Origin of the sequence: Leptospira kemamanensis (assembly GCF_004769665.1) — a bacterium.
GTDB lineage: Bacteria > Spirochaetota > Leptospiria > Leptospirales > Leptospiraceae > Leptospira_A > Leptospira_A kemamanensis.
The window spans coordinates 99,838-119,662 of the sequence record NZ_RQGG01000028.1 but is presented as its reverse complement, the minus strand read 5'-3'; the positions used below and the strand labels follow the sequence as shown (position 1 = coordinate 119,662).

19 protein-coding genes and 1 tRNA gene are annotated in these 19,825 nt (G+C 38.1%); 7 read left to right on the top strand and 13 right to left on the bottom strand.

Annotation, left to right across the window (positions count from 1 at the left end):
• Nucleotides 1–5 precede the first annotated feature (5 nt).
• The gene (locus EHQ59_RS09120; protein WP_135619426.1) at nucleotides 6–596 is read left to right on the top strand and encodes a LemA family protein; all 591 of its coding nucleotides are present in this window, start codon (nucleotides 6–8) and stop codon (nucleotides 594–596) included.
• 152 nt (nucleotides 597–748) lie between these two features.
• Here the strand turns inward: EHQ59_RS09120 and EHQ59_RS09115 are convergent, their stop codons facing one another.
• The 8 genes from EHQ59_RS09115 to EHQ59_RS09080 all read right to left on the bottom strand — a co-directional run bounded on the left by EHQ59_RS09115 (nucleotide 749) and on the right by EHQ59_RS09080 (nucleotide 8,037).
• Nucleotides 749–2,179: an MBOAT family O-acyltransferase gene (locus tag EHQ59_RS09115; RefSeq protein WP_135619354.1), complete on the bottom strand. Its 1,431-nt coding sequence runs from the start codon at nucleotides 2,177–2,179 to the stop codon at nucleotides 749–751.
• Nucleotides 2,169–3,419: an LA_2490 family SGNH/GDSL-type esterase gene (locus tag EHQ59_RS09110; protein ID WP_135619353.1), complete on the bottom strand. Its 1,251-nt coding sequence runs from the start codon at nucleotides 3,417–3,419 to the stop codon at nucleotides 2,169–2,171. Before EHQ59_RS09110 ends, EHQ59_RS09115 begins: the two co-directional genes overlap by 11 nt.
• A gap of 48 nt (nucleotides 3,420–3,467) precedes the next feature.
• Nucleotides 3,468–4,346: a hypothetical protein gene (locus EHQ59_RS09105; protein WP_244245458.1), complete on the bottom strand. Its 879-nt coding sequence runs from the start codon at nucleotides 4,344–4,346 to the stop codon at nucleotides 3,468–3,470.
• A gap of 55 nt (nucleotides 4,347–4,401) precedes the next feature.
• On the bottom strand, nucleotides 4,402–5,082 hold the full coding sequence (locus EHQ59_RS09100) for a DUF6989 domain-containing protein (protein ID WP_135619352.1): 681 nt from the start codon (nucleotides 5,080–5,082) through the stop codon (nucleotides 4,402–4,404).
• Nucleotides 5,083–5,201: 119 nt separating this feature from the next.
• Nucleotides 5,202–5,275, bottom strand: a tRNA-Val gene (locus EHQ59_RS09095).
• Nucleotides 5,276–5,290: 15 nt separating this feature from the next.
• A complete protein-coding gene (locus EHQ59_RS09090; RefSeq protein ID WP_135619351.1) occupies nucleotides 5,291–6,574 on the bottom strand; it encodes a UvrD-helicase domain-containing protein in 1,284 nt (427 codons plus the stop codon).
• 34 nt (nucleotides 6,575–6,608) lie between these two features.
• Complete coding sequence (locus EHQ59_RS09085; RefSeq protein WP_135619350.1) at nucleotides 6,609–7,241, bottom strand: hypothetical protein; 633 nt, start codon at nucleotides 7,239–7,241, stop codon at nucleotides 6,609–6,611.
• Between the two features lie 136 nt (nucleotides 7,242–7,377).
• Entirely contained in the window at nucleotides 7,378–8,037 is a 660-nt protein-coding gene (locus EHQ59_RS09080) for a class I SAM-dependent methyltransferase (protein WP_135619349.1), read from the bottom strand.
• Between the two features lie 80 nt (nucleotides 8,038–8,117).
• Between EHQ59_RS09080 and EHQ59_RS09075 the strand changes: the two genes are divergently transcribed.
• Nucleotides 8,118–9,803: a tetratricopeptide repeat protein gene (locus tag EHQ59_RS09075; RefSeq protein WP_135619348.1), complete on the top strand. Its 1,686-nt coding sequence runs from the start codon at nucleotides 8,118–8,120 to the stop codon at nucleotides 9,801–9,803.
• Complete coding sequence (locus EHQ59_RS09070; RefSeq protein WP_135619347.1) at nucleotides 9,800–10,966, top strand: tetratricopeptide repeat protein; 1,167 nt, start codon at nucleotides 9,800–9,802, stop codon at nucleotides 10,964–10,966. Before EHQ59_RS09075 ends, EHQ59_RS09070 begins: the two co-directional genes overlap by 4 nt.
• Here the strand turns inward: EHQ59_RS09070 and EHQ59_RS09065 are convergent.
• Entirely contained in the window at nucleotides 10,963–11,937 is a 975-nt protein-coding gene (locus EHQ59_RS09065) for an alkaline phosphatase family protein (RefSeq protein ID WP_135619346.1), read from the bottom strand. The two genes, EHQ59_RS09070 and EHQ59_RS09065, sit on opposite strands and share 4 nt — an antisense overlap.
• A gap of 51 nt (nucleotides 11,938–11,988) precedes the next feature.
• Here EHQ59_RS09065 and EHQ59_RS09060 point away from each other — a divergent pair, with 51 nt between their 5' ends.
• From EHQ59_RS09060 to EHQ59_RS09045, 4 genes are read left to right on the top strand one after another with little or no spacing between them, the layout of a single operon-like run.
• Nucleotides 11,989–14,760, top strand: a complete 2,772-nt coding sequence (locus tag EHQ59_RS09060) for a hypothetical protein (protein ID WP_135619345.1) — start codon at nucleotides 11,989–11,991, stop codon at nucleotides 14,758–14,760.
• Complete coding sequence (locus tag EHQ59_RS09055) at nucleotides 14,732–15,340, top strand: tetratricopeptide repeat protein (protein WP_135619344.1); 609 nt, start codon at nucleotides 14,732–14,734, stop codon at nucleotides 15,338–15,340. Before EHQ59_RS09060 ends, EHQ59_RS09055 begins: the two co-directional genes overlap by 29 nt.
• Nucleotides 15,340–15,531 (top strand): CopG family transcriptional regulator, encoded by a 192-nt coding sequence (locus EHQ59_RS09050; protein WP_135619343.1) that lies wholly within the window; start codon nucleotides 15,340–15,342, stop codon nucleotides 15,529–15,531. Before EHQ59_RS09055 ends, EHQ59_RS09050 begins: the two co-directional genes overlap by 1 nt.
• The gene (locus tag EHQ59_RS09045; protein WP_135619342.1) at nucleotides 15,528–15,917 is read left to right on the top strand and encodes a hypothetical protein; all 390 of its coding nucleotides are present in this window, start codon (nucleotides 15,528–15,530) and stop codon (nucleotides 15,915–15,917) included. The genes EHQ59_RS09050 and EHQ59_RS09045 overlap by 4 nt, the downstream gene beginning before the upstream one ends.
• Here the strand turns inward: EHQ59_RS09045 and EHQ59_RS09040 are convergent.
• The 4 genes from EHQ59_RS09040 to serC are packed head-to-tail and all read right to left on the bottom strand — an operon-like array spanning nucleotide 15,879 to nucleotide 19,717.
• Complete coding sequence (locus EHQ59_RS09040) at nucleotides 15,879–17,618, bottom strand: concanavalin A-like lectin/glucanase (RefSeq protein WP_244245456.1); 1,740 nt, start codon at nucleotides 17,616–17,618, stop codon at nucleotides 15,879–15,881. The genes EHQ59_RS09045 and EHQ59_RS09040 overlap by 39 nt on opposite strands.
• Nucleotides 17,549–17,986 carry a ribose 5-phosphate isomerase B gene (gene rpiB, locus EHQ59_RS09035; protein WP_135619341.1) on the bottom strand — a complete coding sequence of 146 codons (438 nt, stop codon included), beginning with the start codon at nucleotides 17,984–17,986 and terminating at the stop codon, nucleotides 17,549–17,551. Before rpiB ends, EHQ59_RS09040 begins: the two co-directional genes overlap by 70 nt.
• Entirely contained in the window at nucleotides 17,983–18,627 is a 645-nt protein-coding gene (locus EHQ59_RS09030) for a hypothetical protein (protein ID WP_135619340.1), read from the bottom strand. Before EHQ59_RS09030 ends, rpiB begins: the two co-directional genes overlap by 4 nt.
• The gene (gene serC / locus EHQ59_RS09025; protein WP_135619339.1) at nucleotides 18,620–19,717 is read right to left on the bottom strand and encodes a 3-phosphoserine/phosphohydroxythreonine transaminase; all 1,098 of its coding nucleotides are present in this window, start codon (nucleotides 19,715–19,717) and stop codon (nucleotides 18,620–18,622) included. The genes EHQ59_RS09030 and serC overlap by 8 nt, the downstream gene beginning before the upstream one ends.
• Between the last annotated feature and the right edge of the window lie 108 nt (nucleotides 19,718–19,825).

The following is a 19,825-nucleotide window of genomic DNA, read 5'->3' as shown; positions in this document are numbered from 1 at the left end:
TGAGCATGACAAAATTGTTTCGAACCATCATTCTATTTTCCCTTATGACAACAGTTTTTACCAATTGTGGATACAACCGTATCCAAGAATTGGATGAAGAAGTAACGGCCTCTTGGGCAGAAGTCCTGAACCAATACAAAAGAAGAGCCGACTTAGTTCCCAATTTGGTTTCTGCTGTGAAAGGTTTTGCAAACCAAGAAAAAGACATCATGAAAGGAATTGCAGATGCAAGAGCCAAAATTGGTTCCATCCAAGCAACACCTGAGCTCATCAACAATCCTGAGAGTTTAAAGCAATTTGACCAAGCGCAAGGCCAACTTGGGTCCGCTCTCTCTAGACTACTCATGATCCAAGAAAACTACCCACAATTAAAGTCTGACCAACATTTTTCTGATCTGATGGCACAATTAGAGGGAACGGAAAACAGAATCACTGTAGCAAGAAAACGTTTCATCACTGCTACAAAAGAATTTAATGTGTACATCAGACAATTCCCTGCGGTATTGACTGCAAAAGCATTTGGATATGAAGCGAAAGCTACCTTTACGGTGGAAGACCAAAAGACAATCGAAAATGCTCCGAAAGTAGAATTCTAAGAAGATTCGAAACTGAAAGTCCAAAATTAAGACCAAACTCTTGATTCTGGAGATTGGGAGCGAAAGGTATCGATGAGTATTTCATTGATACCTTTTTTTATGATCTGGTCTTTCGTTTGAGCAAAGTCAGTAAGTCTGATTACCAAGCTCTGTTAAAACTGAAAGTAGAGAAATGGACTCGAGACTGTGACACTGTAGATAATAAAGGATGTCACATACAAGAGTATACAGGTTGGAATGAGAAAATACAAATTGTCTGTGATAAAGGCAAATCTGTCTTCTTTTTTGTCCTGCATTACATCAACAAAGAATAAAAATCCAACTAACACCACTAAGCTTAAACTCATCTGAGGGAAGTTACCAGATGCACCAGTGAATGCACGTTCTAACATGATGTTGGTGATTCCCATTCCAGTAGGAACTTCTGGTGTTGCTTTTGCACGAAAGAAAAAACAAGACAATACAAAAATTCCCACGGGATAAATCGGTTGGAGAAATCTGGGAACTTTGTTCCAAGCGTTTCGCATGGTCTCAAATTTAAAGACAAACTTTTCCACTACCATCATGGTAGAGTGGAGAGTTCCCCAAAACACAAAGGTCCAATCGGCTCCATGCCAAATCCCTGACACAAAAGTTGTGATGAATAAATTGACATACGCTAAGATTTCTCCGCGACGATTCCCACCAAGTGTAATGTACACATAGTCTCGTAACCAAGAACTAAAGGAGATATGCCATCTCCTCCAAAGTTCGCTGAGAGTTCCTGATAAAAAAGGACGGTCGAAGTTTTTAGGAATATGGAATCCGAGGATTCTTGCTGTTCCAATGGCGATGTCCGAATATCCAGAAAAATCACAATAAATCTGCACCGCAAAAAGGAAAGCTGCAATCCACATTCCGATCCAATTGTATTCGGTTGGACTTGCATAAATAGGATCAATCACATAAGAAACGGGATCGGCGATAAAGGTTTTTTTAAAGATACCCCAAAAGAGTTGTTTCAAACCTTGTTTGAGATTTTCTTTCGTAAACTCTTTGGAATCTAAAAATTGATGTAATACGTCACTGGCCCGAAGGATAGGACCTGCTACCAATTGTGGGAAAAATGACAAAAAGAGTCCAAAGTGGAAAATGGATTTCGCTCGTTCCACAACACCTTTGTAAACATCAACAGCATAGGATACTGCTTGTAGTGTAAAAAAACTAATCCCCATCGGAAGCAGGATTCCCGATTTTTGTACAAAGTCAGGATCACAAGCAGTGAAAGAAAATGTTTGGTTCCAAACAGTAATCGAAAAATCCAAATACTTAAAGACAAATAATAAACTTAAGTTACTCCAAACGGCTACGTTTAACCAAAATATCCGTTTGGATTTGGAATTTGTTTCCTCCATATAATCAACACTGAGTTTGGTGATGACAAAAGAGAAGACGAGTAAAATTAGAAATGGAATTCGAAAGATTGCATAGAAATACAAACTAACAATGAATAACCATAAACCTTGGAATCGTTTTGGTATCAAAAAATAAACAAAGATTACAATCGGGGCAAATAATAAATAATGAACGGAATTAAAAAGCATTTGGTCTCTTTTCCTTTAATGCAGATCGAATGGATTCAGAAGCCCAAAGATTTCCTAATTTTGTTAGGTGGCCATCTCCTGGAATATAATAGTCCTGAATCCCTGCTTTTTTGGTTTGCCCATGAATGGTAAATTCACGGCCACACATATTGTCGGTATAAGGTAAAATTTCGATGGTAGTGACCGATTTTGAGTTTAGATACTGTTTTGCTCTCATCGCATAATTTCCCAAAACATTGTATTTACCAAGTTGTCTGCAATACACTTCTTCAATTTGCATTGGCAAAATCACTGGGATCCATTCAAAACCTTTTTCTTTGGCAAATTGAATCATTTGGTCATAAGCTCTTCTTGTGGTTTCTGGAAGAGGTTCTAAATCGTTCGGACTCACCGGAGAATCAGAGCAGGTAATTTGTAAATTGGGTATTGGGGTAGGACAAATAAAATTTTCTTTATTTTCGCAACTTGCTTTTTTGACAGGAACAAAAAACGATTCTTTGAGATATTCTAACGGAGATTCGGTGATTTGTTTCGAATCAAGGGAAATGATGTATTTGGTTTGTGCCCATTTCACCTTTGTTTGTTCATACGCTAATTTCAATGCTTGTAATAGATAGGATATACGAGTGAGTTCAAATTGGATTCGAAATTTGTTTTTCCATTCCAAATCGTTTTCATGTAAGGCATCATTTTCGTCATCAGGTAAGATTCCCTGTGCCCGTAATTCATCTGGCATTGTAAAATCATTGGGAGAGATAAAAAAGAGGACTTTTTTGATTCCATCAATCTTTGTTGATAAATCCTTTAGGCGTTTGTAAGAACCGAGGGATCCGTATGCATCCACTCCAAAATTCAAACTTTGGTAAGTGATTCCTTTGTCTTCATACCCATCCAAGAGAGAACAAAATGTATCTTCATCAGAGACTCCAAAACCCATCACAAGGCTATCACCAAGACAAACCAGTTTTGGTTTTGTAGGATCGGGTTCTGTCAGTCCTCGTAAACCCAAGGAATTCGTAGTGAACTGTCCTTGCCAAAGGTCGGCATAATGACGAACAAAACGGCTTTCGTTTGGTGCGAGTGTTACGCCATATTCTGGATGGTAGGCATGGAGCAGTTTGACATCACGGTAATAACGTAAGGCTGGGGGATTGGCAAGTCGAAAGACGACTTCCAAGGATAGAAGTGTGAACGGGAAAAATAGGACAATGGCTCCCCATCGTTTCCAGCTTTGGATCATATCCCTCTAAACTTTAGAAAACGGATTAGGAATCAAGCATTTCTACTTCTACTTTCGGTAGTCGCTCGCGATGGCATCCGCAAAAATTGCCGCTAAATCACGATCGGGGTGTCCATCTTTTGGGATGTAGATTTTTTTATTTTGGGCAAATTGGATTTCGGTAATGTTTCGAAGGTCGATTGTCTTTCGTCCTTCTCTTTCAAAAAAATCTTTTGCACTCTCATAATTGGGATCCTTGGTATCAGGAACACCACTGAGTGCCATGCCCCAAGAAAATAAAATCCTCCACTGTTCTTTGTTCTCTTTCGTTTTTTCCATAAAGGTTTTTAAATTGGAATACGTGATATGAGTTCTGGGATAAAGAAACGGTTCCACATTCTCATAGACATTGGTTTTGGGAGAGCGAATCAGGTGATGGTAAAAAAGAGAATTACGAGAGAGATAAAAATGTATGGGATAAATCAATTTTCGAAATCCTTTTTTTTCTCGTTCGTCATCGATGAAATCCGAAGGATTCCAGATCCAATAAATGTGAGTGGGTAAATTTTCTTTGGATGTCAATCGTAAGGCATCTAAATAGAGGGATAAAATTCCATTGGTTCCTATGGCATCCACGGCAAGCACTCGTGTTTCTATTTGGTATTTGGTTTCCAAAACAAAGGCAATGGTTTCATTTGTTGGTAAACCATACCCCATCGACATCGAATCTCCGATTAACCATACTTTGGCGGGATTTGATTTTTGTTTTTGAGAAGAAGTGATCCTTTCCCCGTAAGAATTGGTTTGGATGTCCCAAACATTCCCATCCGTGCGAGTGAAAGATTCCCGAACATCCCGACACAATCGAATCTCCACTAGGTTTTGCAAACAATGGATTTGTTTGTAACGAATGTCTTCTTCTGGAAACGGAAAGAAAATTCGAACCAATCCCTCTCCTAAAAGGAGAAGGAATACAATTCCGAAAGAGGTTGTGAGTGAGTATTTAAAGAATTTTTTCAATGAGAAGATAAAAGAAAGATAGGTTTCCAATATATAGAATCATCACAAGAAAACCAATCGCAATTTGAAAGAGATAGGCAGAATACGAAAACCCTTGGTAGGCAAGATAGGCCGTGATTCCTAAAATCATTTCTGGAATCAGCACATAATAGGCCACATGACCCCACATCTTTACATTTTGCGCATACCAAGAACCAAAAATCCACATGGTTGCTTCCGATGCTCCAAAAATCAAAAGACTGACAAGTCCTACCCAAATCCCTGTTCCAATGATGGAAACGGATCGTTCTTCCAATTTGATGCCTGTATAAACACACATAAAAAGTGGAATGACCCAAAGCCCTGCCATATAACCAGAAACAGTTCCTATTTTAAAAAATCCATCTTCTGGAAATACTAATATCTGTAAGACGGCAGATAAAAACCAATCGGGAAATACCATAAAGATAGAAAGGGGAACTAAAAATTTCCAAATGCGATATGGTGTATGCCAATGAAAGAGAAGGCACATCGCAACAAAGCTGACATGAAAAAAAAAGGTGAGGCTTCCAATTTTCACGCCTGCTTCGTAAGGTGTGTAAAAAAGAACAACTCCTGCAATGATACTAAACACAAAAAAATACACTGCGAGTAAAAATTCTTCAGCTAAGAACTTGGGTTTCATCGCTTTCGAATTAGAAGTGATGAGTGTGGAAAGGCAAGTCGAAACTTTGTTTGGTGGGAGAAAAATGGGAAATAAAAATTTGGATCGTGGAAAGAATTCATCCACAGTCAGAAATCACTTGGGAGATACTGGGTTCGAACCAGTGACCTCTACCATGTCAAGGTAGCGCTCTAACCAACTGAGCTAATCCCCCCAAGGTAAAACCATCTCACCAGAGTCTAGTCCACCGTAAAGTACGATTTCGGATCTTGTTCCAAAGGGAAAAATCCTCACTGAGGACGTCGCAAAGCCTTGAGGGATCGGATACGTCGTTGATGAGGACAAACAAGTTGTCCTTTGCACGAGAGAGTGCCACATACAAAATCCTTCTTTCTTCTTCTAGGTCAACAGAAGAGAGCTCCTCACTCCAACCTAGGCAAAGGTCCACAACAACGGTCGTGAATTCTAAACCTTTTGCACTGTGAATGGTCATCACCTGTGTTTCGGGAACACCAGATTGAATCCATTCGTTTTTACGAAAATTGCTTCGAGAAAGGAGAATTGAATTTGGGTCTTTTGTTTGGATTTGACCCCAAAGAGACTCGAGTGTGGAGACTTCCTTTTTGCATCGTATCAGTGAAAAGGATCCTTTCTCCTTTCTCTTTGGGATTGTATTTTTAGGAATTTTCTCTCGGTTTTGTTTGATTGGTAACAAACTTTTTTGGATGATGGATTGAGTAGAACGGTAGTTAGTGGAGAGTTTGAATTGGACTGCCTTTGGAAAATGTTTGGTAAATTCTAAAAATGGTTTTGGTGTGGCACCGCGAAACCCATAAATTGCCTGCCAATCGTCCCCCACAACGGTAACCGTTTCAAACTCCATTTGTTTAATGATCTCCAGCTGAATTTTATCGGTGTCTTGGAATTCATCGATAATGAGTGACTTCCATCTGGCTTTGGGTTCATGAGCGAACTCAGATTGTAAAAAAAATAAAAAGGAATCGATGAGGTCATCAAATTCAAAGTATCGATTGGTTTCTTTCCAAGTTTGAAAGGAAGTTGTATATTCATGATAGAATGTTTCCGATAGGGAACGTAAAACTGTACCGTTATGTTTCCATAAAATCGAAAAAGGAATCCCTCCAATTTCCCACTGGTAAGGCTCTAATAATGTTTTGGTTATCTGATACTTCTTTGATTCTGATAATAACTTTAACTTCGACCAATCTTTCGTTCGATCATATTGTTTCAGTGCATGGTAACAAAACGAATGGAAGGTGGAAATGTGATACTTGTGAGAAAGATTCTTTTTTAAACACCGTTCTTTGAATTCGTTTGTGGCTTTTTTTGTAAAAGTGACAACTAATGTTTTTTCAGGAGGGATTTTGTTTTGTTTTTCCCTTTCTTCCAGTAAACCAATCATGGTTGCAGTTTTTCCAGAACCAGCTCCTGCAATCACTTGCATGATGGCGTCTTTCGATTGGATGATTTTGTTTTGTTCTTCACTCCACATACACTGTGGGGTTTCTTTTGAATGATTTGGGTCTTTATATTTCTAGCACAAAACGGAAAATAGAAATGGGGCTCATTTGTTTTTGTTCCAGTTCATTGGCGACACCCAGTCCAAAATGGAAGTTTGTTTTTTCCGTGATGTGGTACTTAATATTGGGTAGAATCAGAAATTCATTTTCCTTTTTAAAATTGGTTCGGAGATTGATTTCTAATCCATAAATCCAAGTTTCACTGTGATCATAAAAGAAATTAAAATTTCCTAAATACCGATCAGAACGTATTTTCTCTGGTGCCCAAATATTGATGGAAGCATCATGTGAACTATCGAAATTTCCTGTTTCTAAATATTTTACACCTACATACCTTTGGAATCCGTTCATGAGTAAAACTCCAAAGGATTGATTGAATCTAAAGGCAGATAAATATAATGCAGAAACTGTGTGACTTGAATCAGAGATTGATTGTTCTGAAATAAACTGAAGACCGTGTTTGTAAACTTCCAAATTAAGATCGGGTAGAGTGTATTGATATGCAAATTTTAGATCGGTGACTTTTCCTTCTGTCATAGGAAGTTCAAGTTCAAGAGCATGGTTATTTTCAAACGTATATTCTATTTCATGAGCATATTTTGTTTGCTTTTGATTTGGAAATTTAGCAAGAGAGTTCACTTCGAATTCTCCTTTTTTTGATCCTAAGTTTCGCACCAAATCAAAGTATAATGGCTCTGGAACAAAAAAATCTCTTTGATACGACTTAGCTACGAGATTTGTAGTGATGCTCAGAAAAACAATGCAGAAAACAAAATTACATCTTAAAAACAGCAGTATCCTCATCTTCCTCTTCTTTTAAGTCATAGTATCCATAAATGAAATGTTCACTGGCTCGCACTTCCATTCCATAAAAATGCTCAGAGATTCTACCTGATTTTACAACTTCTAGTTTGTATTCTTCTGCGAGGAATTTCATTTTATCCATGGAGATTTTTTCATTGATTTTCGGACCAAATCCAGACTCTGTCTTTGACCAATCTACTATGAAAAGTCGACCTCCTGACTTCATTGATCGAATGAGTCCATCCATCGCCAAACCAGGGTTTGGGAATGTTGAGAGCGATAGGGAAGCAAAAATAATCTCTGGAACAGGCACCCATTCTGGTAAAAGAGGATGGTCTGATTGGTCCATATAGAAGGGTGTGAGTTGTTCGATGCCTTCCATGAGTTTCCGACGCAAGATTCGATCGATGATTTCCTGTTGGCATTCCGCTGCCCAAATCCAAGCATTTGGAAACCATTTTCGAAAATCATGAAAATAGAATCCTAGTCCACTCCCAAAATCGACTAAATTCGTCAGTCCCTTCCAATTGAAAAAAGCATACACATCTTCGGGAGGACAGACCTCTCTTCTGTGATTCGATAGCAAATATTCTTGGTAGGTTTGAGAACGGTAGTATTCCGTTTCGGACATAATGACAATTCTTCCAGAAAAGAGACGAAAGTACAAACGAAAAATTCAATTCGGGGCAAAGTTCCACCGAAAATCTAAGTATGAAGTTCTCGATTCACCTCTGGACGGTTGTACTGCTATTCTCTCAATTCCCGGTATGGGCAGACTCCGGATTTGAGGAAAGTCGTTATCCCACGATTGCCAAAGCAATCCATGCGAGCATATTACCTGATAAAAAATCCATTCGCATTGATTGGGACTCTCCCAAACAAGAGGGAGAAATCATCGTGGCAAGATCGAATGTCATGATTGATAGTCCAGACAAACTCTACATCGCGGATTCCCTAGGAAGATACAAAGCGAGTGGCCCAAATGCAACACGTGTTTATTTTGATTATAATTTAAAACCCGGAACTTATTACTATTCGGTCGTGATGGTAACAGATGTTCGTAGACGTGAAGTAAAACTATTTCCCAATCAAAACTATACAACGATTCCTGTTACCATTGCGGAAGAAAATGGGACACCCATTGTCGGTCAAAACCCTGATTTCCCAGCTTTCCCTGAAGACACGAACATCCAATCCATGGTGGGTGGAGTTTCGGGTATCTCGGCTAACATTGAAAAACGTTTTATCCGTCTGAATTGGACTCCTCCCGCAGGTGCGATTGCTGGAAGAACCATTTACACAGTATATCGTTCGAGCTCTCCTATGACAAGTTTGCCCCTCATGCAAAAAGCGGAGAAATTAACAGAACTCACTCATCCAACAGTTACCTTTTTAGACCAAGACCTAAGTAAATCTCAAACTTTATATTATGGTGTGTCCGTAAAACAACTCGGAGGAGAAGAGTCACTTCCTTTAGAAGATAAAAAATCGACATTACGTGTTTTTTATATCAAACAGTCTGACAAGTCTAATGCGGAAGTCATCGTTGAAGAAACTCCGAAAAAACAAAACTTGGAAGTTGCTTCTAATGATCCTACTCCCAATTTGTCAGGTGCATTACATGTTCGAGGACTTGGTTATGAACGAGTGGGAAAGGGTGCAGTGATCAGTTGGCTTAGTCCAGAAGCTGCTGATGAAACAACAATTTATACCTTATACGCATCCATCAAACCGTTGAACCAAGGTGCTTCTTCCTTTAACCAAGGAACCGTTGTGAAAGTGGCAACAGTAGTCCATCCGAAAACGAACTTCTTTATCAAAGAACTAAAAGAAATTGATGAACTCTATTTTGGAGTGACTGCAAAATCAAGTGCTGTTCCAGAAGATTATAATTTAAAAGAAAATGTTTCTTATTTTAAATATGATTTCTCGAAAGACAATCTTCCTAAGGAAGAAACAGATATTGTCGCAGAATCAAAGCCAAAAAAAGAACCAGAAAAACCAGAAATTTATAAAAATGAACATGTGGTAACTCCAACAGAAATTGCCCCTCCAAAAGAAAACATTGAACCAGTGAATGATTTTAAAGAAGAACATTCTGCCACTGTAACTTATGATTTGGGACAAACTGAACTCAATCGTATCATTAGAGAAACGGTGATCCAAAAGAAATTCGAAACTGCCGTGTATCGATTGGAAGAATATTTGAAATTTGAAACGAGCTCGTACTTAAGAGGAAAGGCTTTGTTTTTTTTAGGAGTGAGTGCACTCAAAACAGGTGATACGAAAAAAGCCTTAAAATGTTTTTTGAAAAAGGAAACCAAATCCTATTCTCCTTCCAGAGTTGAATTTTGGACGAATCAAACCCTAAATCAAGTGGGTCGAGGTAATTTATGAGTCGAGTGATCGTATCGTTAGCTGGTTTGTTATTTATTGTAGCTGGTCTCTCCACTGCTTATTACCAAACCAATATTTCTGCAAAAGAAGACCAATCCCAATTGGTTTTAGAAAGAATTGCAGAAGGGGAAGAGTATTTAAAACAAACCAATCCACATAGCAAAGAAAAGGCAATTGCCATCTTTTCTGAGTTAGCTGGAAAACGTGGTTTAGAAAAATATGAATTTCAAATTAAATACAACCAAGCAAGAGCTCTTGAAAAAAATTCAGATTTTTACCCCGCACTTGATATTTACAAAGACTTAAAGAAAAATTCCAATTGGAAACCAGAGGAAAAAGACAAACTAGGTTATTCTCTCGGAAATTTGCTTCTAAAAATAGGAAATGAATCCGAAGGGAAGGCCCATTTAGAATCGGTATTACAGTCGAGTTCCGATAACAAACTTAGATCTAAGGCTTTTATGGCATTTGGTGATCATTTTTATAAAATTGGCCAATACGAAACAGCACGTAAAAACTACGTGTTAGCACTCCAAGAAGATCCAAATCATACAGAATCCAGAATTGGTTGGGGTAGGTCGTTACGCAAACTGGGGAAAGACTGGGCATCCTTTGATGTATTTGATGAATACATTGAAACCCAAGATGGACTTGCTGGTGCGGATGAAAAAGTAGTTGGTGAGTATAAAGATTCAGTCTTTAAAGATGCGAAAGAAAGTTATACGAAAAAACAATACTTTCGTTCAATAGAGCTTTTCCAAAAGTCTTTATCCGTGAATCCTTCTCCTAAAAAAGAAGAAGAAGCATTGTATTACATCGCATTGGCATATGATGCTTTAGGAAAACAAACAGAATCACTTACTTATATCAATAAAGTATTAAATAACAGTGATTATTCGCTCGATCAAGCGTCCCTTTATAAAAAAGGAACCATTTATTTCAGACAGGGTAAATTTGAAAAAGCAGCAGGTATCTTTCAAACAATAGTAGATAAATACCCTAAAAACCAGATTACCGACAAGGCGATTGCATGGAAAAAAGAATCTCTGGATCAGTTTACTGACCACAATGATTTAGAAGATTCGGATGTATCGTCAGATTCTAATGTCAATAAACCGAATTCATCTGGGAAACCAGATTCGGGGAATGATTTAGAGTTTTAGTTGGTTTCCATTAGAAACTCATTCGTGTGGGTATTGTAAAGAGCCTCCTCTAACCCAAAAGTTTTATAAATTTCGGGTACAATATCAGCTAACGAGTGTATATTTTCTGCGAAGCGGTCAGCATCCTTCCCATACAGGATGGTGGCCGCTGGGTTTTCCGTATGATTTTTTTGGCTTAAGTCTTCCATATTGCCATGATCACTCGAAACAATCAGTAAATCTTTGGTTGGATCCATTGCAGAGAGAAGTCCTTTGAAAAATAATTCTAAATTGTGAATCACTTTCTCCGCTTTTTCCCAATCCATGGCATGACCCACTTTATCTGTTAAAAAATATTCATACAAACCGAGTTTATAGTGTGAAAACTTTTGAAAACATTGGCTTCCCAGTAAGTAAGGATCCCTTTTTTCAAGTAGAGGATCTCCCGATTTTAACATATCAATTCCGAGGGTTCCCATGATTTCATGGGTGATATCCATATAAAGTCCCTGTTCTTTACGAAGGTCCTCAAAGTTTTTCAGTGGTCGACCACTTGCCAGTTGCACAAGAGTGGATGCAGAAACTAGTTTTGGTTTTTCTTCCACATGTTTTAAGTAAGGTGGGGAAAAACAGTTTAAAAAATCACTTTCATACCCGTTTTCATTTAACACTTTAATCATCGAATACTTGGCGATGATTTTGCGTAGGGTGATCGTGGGAAAACCACTCACATGGCGACCAAGAACTTTGGGACCAGGAATCCCTGTCCAAAGAGCTGTTTGGCCCGTGGCGGATTGAGGGAGGCCTGGCACACCCATATGGGCATCTGTTTTTAGGTAATGGATACTTGTGGCACTGATCGGTAAGTCCAAATCATTTTTGGAAATCCCACCTACAGGTGCTAAAAACCCTTTGGCAAATCGGCTGAACGGATTGATTTTGGGGTCATAATCTTTGATCCCAACCCCATCCAAAAATACATAAAAAATCATTCCTTTCCTTAGACCGATTGGTTTTTGCCTTACGGTTACCCGATAATAATTATGATGAAACGAAATTTCGGAAACCTGTCTATTCTTTTTGGTCTCTTTTTCGTTTCCTTACTTGTCACCTTTGTTTTGTTTAGTTATTTCCAGTGGATCCGCCCTGAAAAACGAAAATCCAATTTGATCACGGCCTTAGAACGTTATGATGAAAACAGAACCAAAGAGTATTTGAATACAATTGAATTTTATTTACGTAACTCTTCTTTGCCATTTCGAGCCAATCAAGTTTCTACCCAAATCCAAAAAACTCTCCAACTAGACTATGTAAGATTGTATGATGATTCCCTTCGACTCATCCATAGTACAAATGAGAAGGCTGAAGTCTTTCACGAAGAATTGAGGCAAGACCCTACGGGACTTCTCGCAGGTAAAATCAAAGTGTTGGCCAATGGAGATTTTGTGTACCGAGATCTCACTGGGAAATTCTTTGTGATTTTCCCAAAATACACAAATCAACTGAGTTCCATCCAAAATCCAAATTTAGAATACGGATATTTGTATTGGGTATTTAAACCTAGTATCCAGAAGATTTTATATACGAATGACGAATCGATTTTGTCGGGTGATCGGGAGAGTGGTGAGTTACTTGGATTTTTCCAAGGGAAAGAAGGAAAGGAACTCACTTGGCAATTGGATGGTGAGTTTTCCAAACTTCAGTTAGAAACAAGAGATGGTTTTTCGATTTATTTACTCAAACAAACGGATTCCGAAGTCGAGGAAATTCGATTTGGTTGTTTTTTGTTATTTCTTTTTACGTTTTCAGGACTTTTTTATATCCGATTTGTTTGGATGATCCTTCATCATGATGGATTCCATTTTAAAAGACGAATTGTATTTCCTATCATCGTTTATTTGTTATTACTTTTCTTTTATCAAAAAACATGGGATCTGTTTCCCGATTATCGTTATTACCAACCTTGGACCGAACATCGATTAAACCAAGTTGAAGCAAATTTGAATGTATTAGAGGGAAATCTGAAATTCTTTTACCGTGAAAATGGAAAAGAGATGGGAACAGATGAAAATTTGATCACCGAATTTTATGAGTGGAAACAAGGAAGTAATGATAAAACCATTCAGAATCGATTTGGTGCAGAGATACTCAATGTTCTGGAAAAATTAAAAGAAAATCCGAAATCGATTTTGATTGAATCGGAATTGGATTTGGTATATCTCTTACCCATTCAAAATTCTAACTTGGTTTTTGATACAATTCTACTGACTGTCATCAATCCAAATTTATTATATGCGAAAAAAGAAAAGGATAAGGATGAGTTCTATTTTCCTTATGTCGCAAAAAAACTTTCAGATAATAAAAGTAAAGAACAAGTATTGTTTAACCCACGCCATTGGAATGAATCTCATCTTACCAAATTACGCCACACCAACGCAAAAAAAGAATCTGTTGGGTTTTTGCATCACAAATTTCATTCCTATTATTTAGAAAAAGAAAAAGGAAAACCAGGAACACTTGCCGGTTTGACTGTGTATCGGTATTCTTCGTTTCCTCCATACCTATTCAGTTTTGGTCTTTGTTTTATTGGTCCTTGGGTATTCTTTGTGTTTTGGGTGAAACTCAAACGCAAATGGGCCACTACGCCTGTGTTAGGGGAATCCCTTTTCATCCACTCGGAGAAACACGAACCGGAAGTTGTGATAAAAAAATTAGAAAATACAAAAGAAGGAATTGAAACTAAATCGGAACCCGTTATAAAGATGCAGAGTCCAGTGAAAAAAACCAGTTTTAAAATTTTACCTCCTGCTGCTTGGAAACGTGTGGCCATTTTGGATGCTGTCCAGAAAAAACGAGAAACGATTTTTAATCCTGAATTGGAAAAATTAGTTTCTACTGTTACCAAACGTGGAGAATCTGTACCGACTAACAAACTTGCGGTGACAGAGAATGTATTCACATCTGTACCCGAAGAAAAGCGCTTTGAATACAGTTTGCTCGATAAAATTTATCGGGAAAATGAAATCTCCTATGATGGGATCGTTGGTTATACAAAAAACTTTATTTCTCGTTTGGGCTCTCCTCGGTTCTCCTATTTATTTTTAAATGACTCCCTTGGTTCTTTTCATAATCAAATCTCATCTGGTCTTGACTACAATACTCGTTCGAATCTAATTTTTTTACACCACGATCCGTATTTACAATTTGATGAATTTGGATTTGCTTCTTTGGAAGTGGATGAAACGGTTCGATTGGACCGTTTCATCGCAAAAAAATTCTCTTGGGAGATTTTATTACAAACAGAGACCATCATTGCCTTTCATATGGAAACACTTGGTTTCCCAGGTATATTTTTGGTTCTTTTGACTAAGGAAGAGAGAAGTAAATTTCTGGAATCCCACAAACGGATGATCCAAGAAAAATTAAAACAAGTGATACCCGCCTTGCACGTACTAGTTGATAAAGAAGAACGAAAACCTGAGTTTTTAAAGGATAGTTTGTCTTGGATGATTCGCTCGTTTATGCAAGCAACTTTTGGTGGTAAACGTTCCGCTTCTGTTTTACGGATCCATTGGCCAGAATACCACCCATCTCCAGAATGGGAACGCAGTAAAAAACATTTTGTAGATTCTATTCAAACCTATTTGGAAAGTAAAGATCGTCTGATTGAAACTTCGCCCAATTCGATGATGGTAGTTTCAGCAAAAGATTTATATCTGACAGTTGTACAAAAACTGCAAGAACTTCCTTTTTCGCATGAACTCAAATCCATGAAATTTCCAGAAGATGGACAAAATTATTATTTGTATTTCTAAATTTTTGATCCTCTTTCTTGTTTGCACCTTCTCGGTGTTTGCTGGTGGGAGTAAAAAAAAAGAAGAAACCACTGCGTTAAAAAAACAAATTTATGGTTTACATAAGGTAGATGATGAAACGAGTTCCATTCCCTATTTGGAACGTTATTTAGAACTAAGCCAAAACGAATTGTATTTTAAACTTTTGTATGCAAAATCTCTTTTGTATCGAAATGATTTATCGGTTCCAAAACCAGATGAACCCGCAGAAGATCGAATCAACAAAGCAAAAATCATCCAAAAAAATTATAATTTAGCATCCAAACTTTTCCAAGAAAATGTATTACACTTGGAAAAAGTAAGGCCAAGGGATCCCAATTTGGGTCGATGGTATTACCTTTGGGCATTTAGCGAATGGTTTTCGGATAATAAAGAAAAATCGATCAAACTCTTTTTAAAAGCAGTGAAACTAGATTATCGATTAACAGAGTCGTATTATAATGTAGCCTCTTTATATGAATCACTCGGTCAATGGAAGGATGCGAGTTTGTATTGGCGTAAATTCGAAAAAGCCGAAAAGGAATTGGAAGAAGAAGATTAATGGCAAAGATTGATAAACGATTTCAAATTTTACTCTCTGAAGAAGAACAAATTTTATTAAAAAATGAAGCGACTAGAAGAGGAATCTCGCAAGGAGAACTCATTCGATTGGCATTGAAAAATGAAATCATCCAAAAATCAGAACTTCTGCGAAGAAGAGCGGTGCAGAATCTAACGGAGATTCTGCATTGAAAGTTTTTTTATCGACTTCTTTTTTAGAAGCTCTCATTCAGTCGGATAAAAAAGAAATTCTAAAAGAAAATTTATTCACAGGCATTACTTCGCATATAAGGTATTTTAGTTCCGCGTATTCTTTACACATGTTATTTCTTTCACTTGGATCACTGAGTTTAGAGCAGAAACGAATGGTCCTACGAAACATAGAAGATCTTACTGATTCGATCTTTTCGGTTTCTATGGATGAAATTCGGTCAGAGTTATTGTTAGTGGAAGGCCTTGGTTTAGAACAGGTGATTGCTTTAAACCAAGGGATGGATGAATTTTATGAATTTTCGAAACTAGAAAAACCAACTCACCCCTTACTGAAGATGAGAAACTTCTTTGGGGAAACTAAATGAAATTGGTGCAGAAAGTGGACTTCTTTGGTCTTTGGAGTCCCATTCATTCAAATAACGGTTGTAAGCTGAAATTCTAAAGTAATAAGTGAGTCCAGGTTGGAACAAATGGCCTCGTTTCTCCTTTCTAGAAATATCCACTTGGTCACTGATGGATCTGAATTCGTCTGTTTCTAGTTGTCCCTCTGGAATATAAATATTGGATACTAACGTATCTTCATCGATACAAAATCGTTTGTTTCGAAATCCACTATTTTCTTCGTTCCCATCGATTTTGGATAGTTTGTCTCCCTTTTCTTTTTTGACAAAAACGGAACCAACCATCCTGTTCGGAACCAGGCCAAAATGAATGATATAACCACCACCGTTTTGAACTTCTTTTTCATGATTGGAATTCCATAAAAAACAGACGGCATTGTTTGGTAGTTTGGTTGGGTTTGGATCCAAACGGAAGAGGGTTGGTACATCAGGAGGAGACTGTTCCGTATAATCGAAGCTAAGTGATTGTAGGTTAGGAACTGTTTTACCCAGTGGATCTGGTCGAAACCAAATTTTCCATTGGTAATACTTGAATTTTTGTTTTGGCAAGTCCATTGTCAAAGAACGAATCCTTGTCCAATCCAAAGAACTGGTTTCGTTAAACTTTTGATTGGAACCACGAAAATACAATTCTAACATTGTATCTTGCGGTTTGTCGATTTTCCATTGGATTTGTTGTAAACTGGAGTTACTATATTTGGTTTCTAAAATGGGGGAGATGGCAATACTTCCTTCCATAAAACCAATTTTCGTATCATCATCATAACGAACAGACTCAAATTTCGTATAACTTACTTCTGGTTCTCCTTTGTGGATATGAAACCCATCCAAATTTCCATAAAATGATTTCCCTAAGATAAGAGGCGTGGAGTCATTTTCAGGAAATCCAAATCCAATGGTATCCGAAGCTTTGTTTTCGTATTCAGCTGTTTCGATTCCGTTTTGGTACAACACATAACGATGGTTTAGCGTATCAAAATAGATTGAAATCACTTCCCAAGTATGGCGTTTCAGTTTACTTGACGATTCCAAAACAAAACTGATCGTTCTTGATTCCGTTTTTTGTAATAAGTTGTTCACATAAAGTGTGGGCCTTCCCTCGTTTAACTCGAGTGAGATGCCATATTTTTTACCTTTTACATAAACTGTTCGGTCAAGGATGACTGACCCTGTTCCTTGTTCTCCCATGCGGAGTGGAATGGAGATACTAAAGGGATCTGGATGAGTTCCAAAATATGGGTTACCGGAAACGGAGAGATGGATTTGGTTTCTTCTTCCGGAAAAGTAGGCTGACTTTCTTCCAAAAAAATGAGTGTTTTTGTCTTCGAGATAAGAAGAAGAAGTTACGGAGATGGATTTGGATGGAAACAAAAATCCAGATTCGGTGAGACTCGGTTCGTTTGTGTCACCTTCAAAATCGAAAAACAATTCGCCACGTTTGGGAATGTTTTCTTTGGGTTTCAGTGTATTTTTTTTGCCTGGTTCTTTGTGTTCAACAACACCAATCTTTTTCCAAAGGCTAAGGTTCAGAGTTTCCTTTTTGGGGACTTCCCAAGAAAATAGGGAGGATCCTCCAAAAAGGAAAATAAGGAAAATTAAGACTGCTCTTCGATGAGCCCCAATCGTTTTTGGTGCCTTCCACCTTCGAAATCTGTTTCGATCCATTTTTTCACAATCCTCAGAGCTAAATCTGTTCCGAGAACTCTTCCCCCTAAAACGAGTACATTGGCATTATTATGGCGTTTGGACATTTCCGCCGTAAACTCATCATGACAAAGGGCAGCTCGAATGCCTTTCAGGCGGTTCGCAGCAATGGATGCTCCAATGCCCGTACCACAAAGGGCGATAAGTCTTGGGACTTCATTGGAAAGAACCTTTCGGCAGGCATCCCCAATGATGGTTGGGTAGTCAACGGACTCTTCGCTCTTAGTACCGTAATCGACCATTTCATACGTTTCCTCGAGACTTTTCCTGAGGAATTCTTTGAGAGCAAATCCTCCATGATCAGAGGCGATTCCAATTTTTTCTTTCATTCGGATGTTTCCTTTCTTTGTTTTAGGGCTTCGGTGTATGATGTATACGATTCTATGCTGAGGGAGAGATAAAACTTATCTTTTTCTCGGAGCATACTTCCATAATATCCTGTAAAAAGATCCAAAAACCGATCCCTTTTGGATTTTGGATTTTTTAGGGAAAGATATTCGATGGTAAGATTCAAAATTTCTCGTTTGATTTCATTGTGAGACTCTAACCACTGTTTGGCAAGAGAAAGTTCACTTGGTGTCAAAGGGTAAGGTCTACTTTCAGATAAAAGGATTCTCCATTCCGCTTGGAAAAAATGTTCTTCGAGTTGAAATCCAGATTCTAAAGAGGGGGATAAAACTTCCCCAATCGGTAATTCTGATTCCGGTAGTTTTAGGTTGTCTAAGATACAGTCCAAAGAGTTTAATCTTAGTTCCGCAGACTCTTTGGCATAAATGGCCATCTTCGCCCGATCCAAATTTTGAATGTTGGGACTAATTGCTTTGGTGAGAGTTTCCTTGGAGAGTGGAATGTAACATTTGTTTGCTGCTTCCCATCCCAAGTTTCCTTTTGGGATCCATACAGAATGGGAATGGATACCAGATGCCCCTAAACTAACTAAAAAAAGGAGATAAAGTTGGAATCTACCCATGAGTCCTTTCAAATTCTTTGATAAAGGAAATTAGAGCGTCCACTCCTTCTTCTGGCATGGCATTGTAGATACTGGCTCTAAATCCACCGACATCACGGTATCCTTTAAGACCAGCAAACCCTTGTTCTTCGGCTAGCGCCAAAAATTTGGAATCCAAACTTTCATTTCTACTTCTAAAGACAACATTCATCGCAGATCGGAACGCTTCTGGAACTGGAGCATCAAATAAGGAAGAGGCATCGATGGCATCATACAATTTTTTTGCTTTTCGTTCGTTTATTTCTTCCATGACAGAAAGTCCACCTTTCCGTTTCAGATACTTAAATACAAGACCCGCAATGTAAATGGAGTAAGTCGGAGGTGTATTGTATAACGATCCATTTTTTTCCATCAGAGCAAAATTCATAAGATTGGGAATGGGATGAGATACTTGCGGAAGTTTTTCTTTATCATAAATCACAAGGGTGAGTCCAGATGGCCCAATGTTTTTTTGTGCTCCAGCAAAAATGACAGAAAAATCTTCGATCGGAAGTTTGCGACTGAGTAACTCACTTGTCATGTCCGCAAAGAGAGGTGCTTTTTTCAATTTCGGAAACGTTTTGTAACGCGTTCCATAAATGGTATTATTCGATGTGATGTAGACGTATTTTGCACCGTCATTGACGGAAGCATCTGTAATGGTGGGAAGTTCCATATACTTGGAATCTAGTCCATTGAAGATGGATTTAACGTTAGGATAGAATTTTTTTGCTTCTTCAAAGGCTTTTTTAGCCCAAACGCCCGTTAGTGCGAAGTCTGCAGAATCACCCGCTTGTAAATAATTAAACGGAATCGCTGAAAATTGTAAAGTGGCACCACCTGGAAAGTAAACAACTGCATAACGGGACGGTAAATTCAAAAGTTCCCGTAAATCGGCGATGGATTCGTCTAAAATCGATTGGAAATGTTTTTCCCTGTGGCTCATTTCCATAACCGACATTCCGGTTCCCTTAAAATTGAGGAACTCACTCTTTGCCTCTTCCATGACCTCTGTGGGCAGCATGGCGGGACCTGCATTAAAATTGAAGACTCTGTGTGTAAATGTAGGCATTCTCCCACAGAATTTTGAATGTCCACCCCTTGGTAAATAGATTTTTATTCTAAAACTTGCTTTGCAGAATCGGAAAGGTTGTTAATCTTGTGGGCATCTGAAACCTAA

What these genes read in the sequence shown, in the direction of transcription:
- EHQ59_RS09060 (WP_135619345.1), top strand. Translation starts at nt 11,989, where the DNA reads ATGATGAAACGAAATTTCGGAAACCTGTCTATTCTTTTTGGTCTCTTT.
- EHQ59_RS09055 (WP_135619344.1), top strand. Translation starts at nt 14,732, where the DNA reads ATGGACAAAATTATTATTTGTATTTCTAAATTTTTGATCCTCTTTCTT.
- EHQ59_RS09040 (WP_244245456.1), bottom strand. Translation starts at nt 17,618, where the DNA reads ATGGATCGAAACAGATTTCGAAGGTGGAAGGCACCAAAAACGATTGGG.
- EHQ59_RS09110 (WP_135619353.1), bottom strand. Translation starts at nt 3,419, where the DNA reads ATGATCCAAAGCTGGAAACGATGGGGAGCCATTGTCCTATTTTTCCCG.
- rpiB (WP_135619341.1), bottom strand. Translation starts at nt 17,986, where the DNA reads ATGAAAGAAAAAATTGGAATCGCCTCTGATCATGGAGGATTTGCTCTC.
- EHQ59_RS09065 (WP_135619346.1), bottom strand. Translation starts at nt 11,937, where the DNA reads ATGATTTTTTATGTATTTTTGGATGGGGTTGGGATCAAAGATTATGAC.
- EHQ59_RS09100 (WP_135619352.1), bottom strand. Translation starts at nt 5,082, where the DNA reads ATGAAACCCAAGTTCTTAGCTGAAGAATTTTTACTCGCAGTGTATTTT.
- EHQ59_RS09120 (WP_135619426.1), top strand. Translation starts at nt 6, where the DNA reads ATGACAAAATTGTTTCGAACCATCATTCTATTTTCCCTTATGACAACA.
- EHQ59_RS09115 (WP_135619354.1), bottom strand. Translation starts at nt 2,179, where the DNA reads ATGCTTTTTAATTCCGTTCATTATTTATTATTTGCCCCGATTGTAATC.
- serC (WP_135619339.1), bottom strand. Translation starts at nt 19,717, where the DNA reads ATGCCTACATTTACACACAGAGTCTTCAATTTTAATGCAGGTCCCGCC.
- EHQ59_RS09090 (WP_135619351.1), bottom strand. Translation starts at nt 6,574, where the DNA reads ATGTGGAGTGAAGAACAAAACAAAATCATCCAATCGAAAGACGCCATC.
- EHQ59_RS09080 (WP_135619349.1), bottom strand. Translation starts at nt 8,037, where the DNA reads ATGTCCGAAACGGAATACTACCGTTCTCAAACCTACCAAGAATATTTG.
- EHQ59_RS09050 (WP_135619343.1), top strand. Translation starts at nt 15,340, where the DNA reads ATGGCAAAGATTGATAAACGATTTCAAATTTTACTCTCTGAAGAAGAA.
- EHQ59_RS09075 (WP_135619348.1), top strand. Translation starts at nt 8,118, where the DNA reads ATGAAGTTCTCGATTCACCTCTGGACGGTTGTACTGCTATTCTCTCAA.
- EHQ59_RS09030 (WP_135619340.1), bottom strand. Translation starts at nt 18,627, where the DNA reads ATGGGTAGATTCCAACTTTATCTCCTTTTTTTAGTTAGTTTAGGGGCA.
- EHQ59_RS09070 (WP_135619347.1), top strand. Translation starts at nt 9,800, where the DNA reads ATGAGTCGAGTGATCGTATCGTTAGCTGGTTTGTTATTTATTGTAGCT.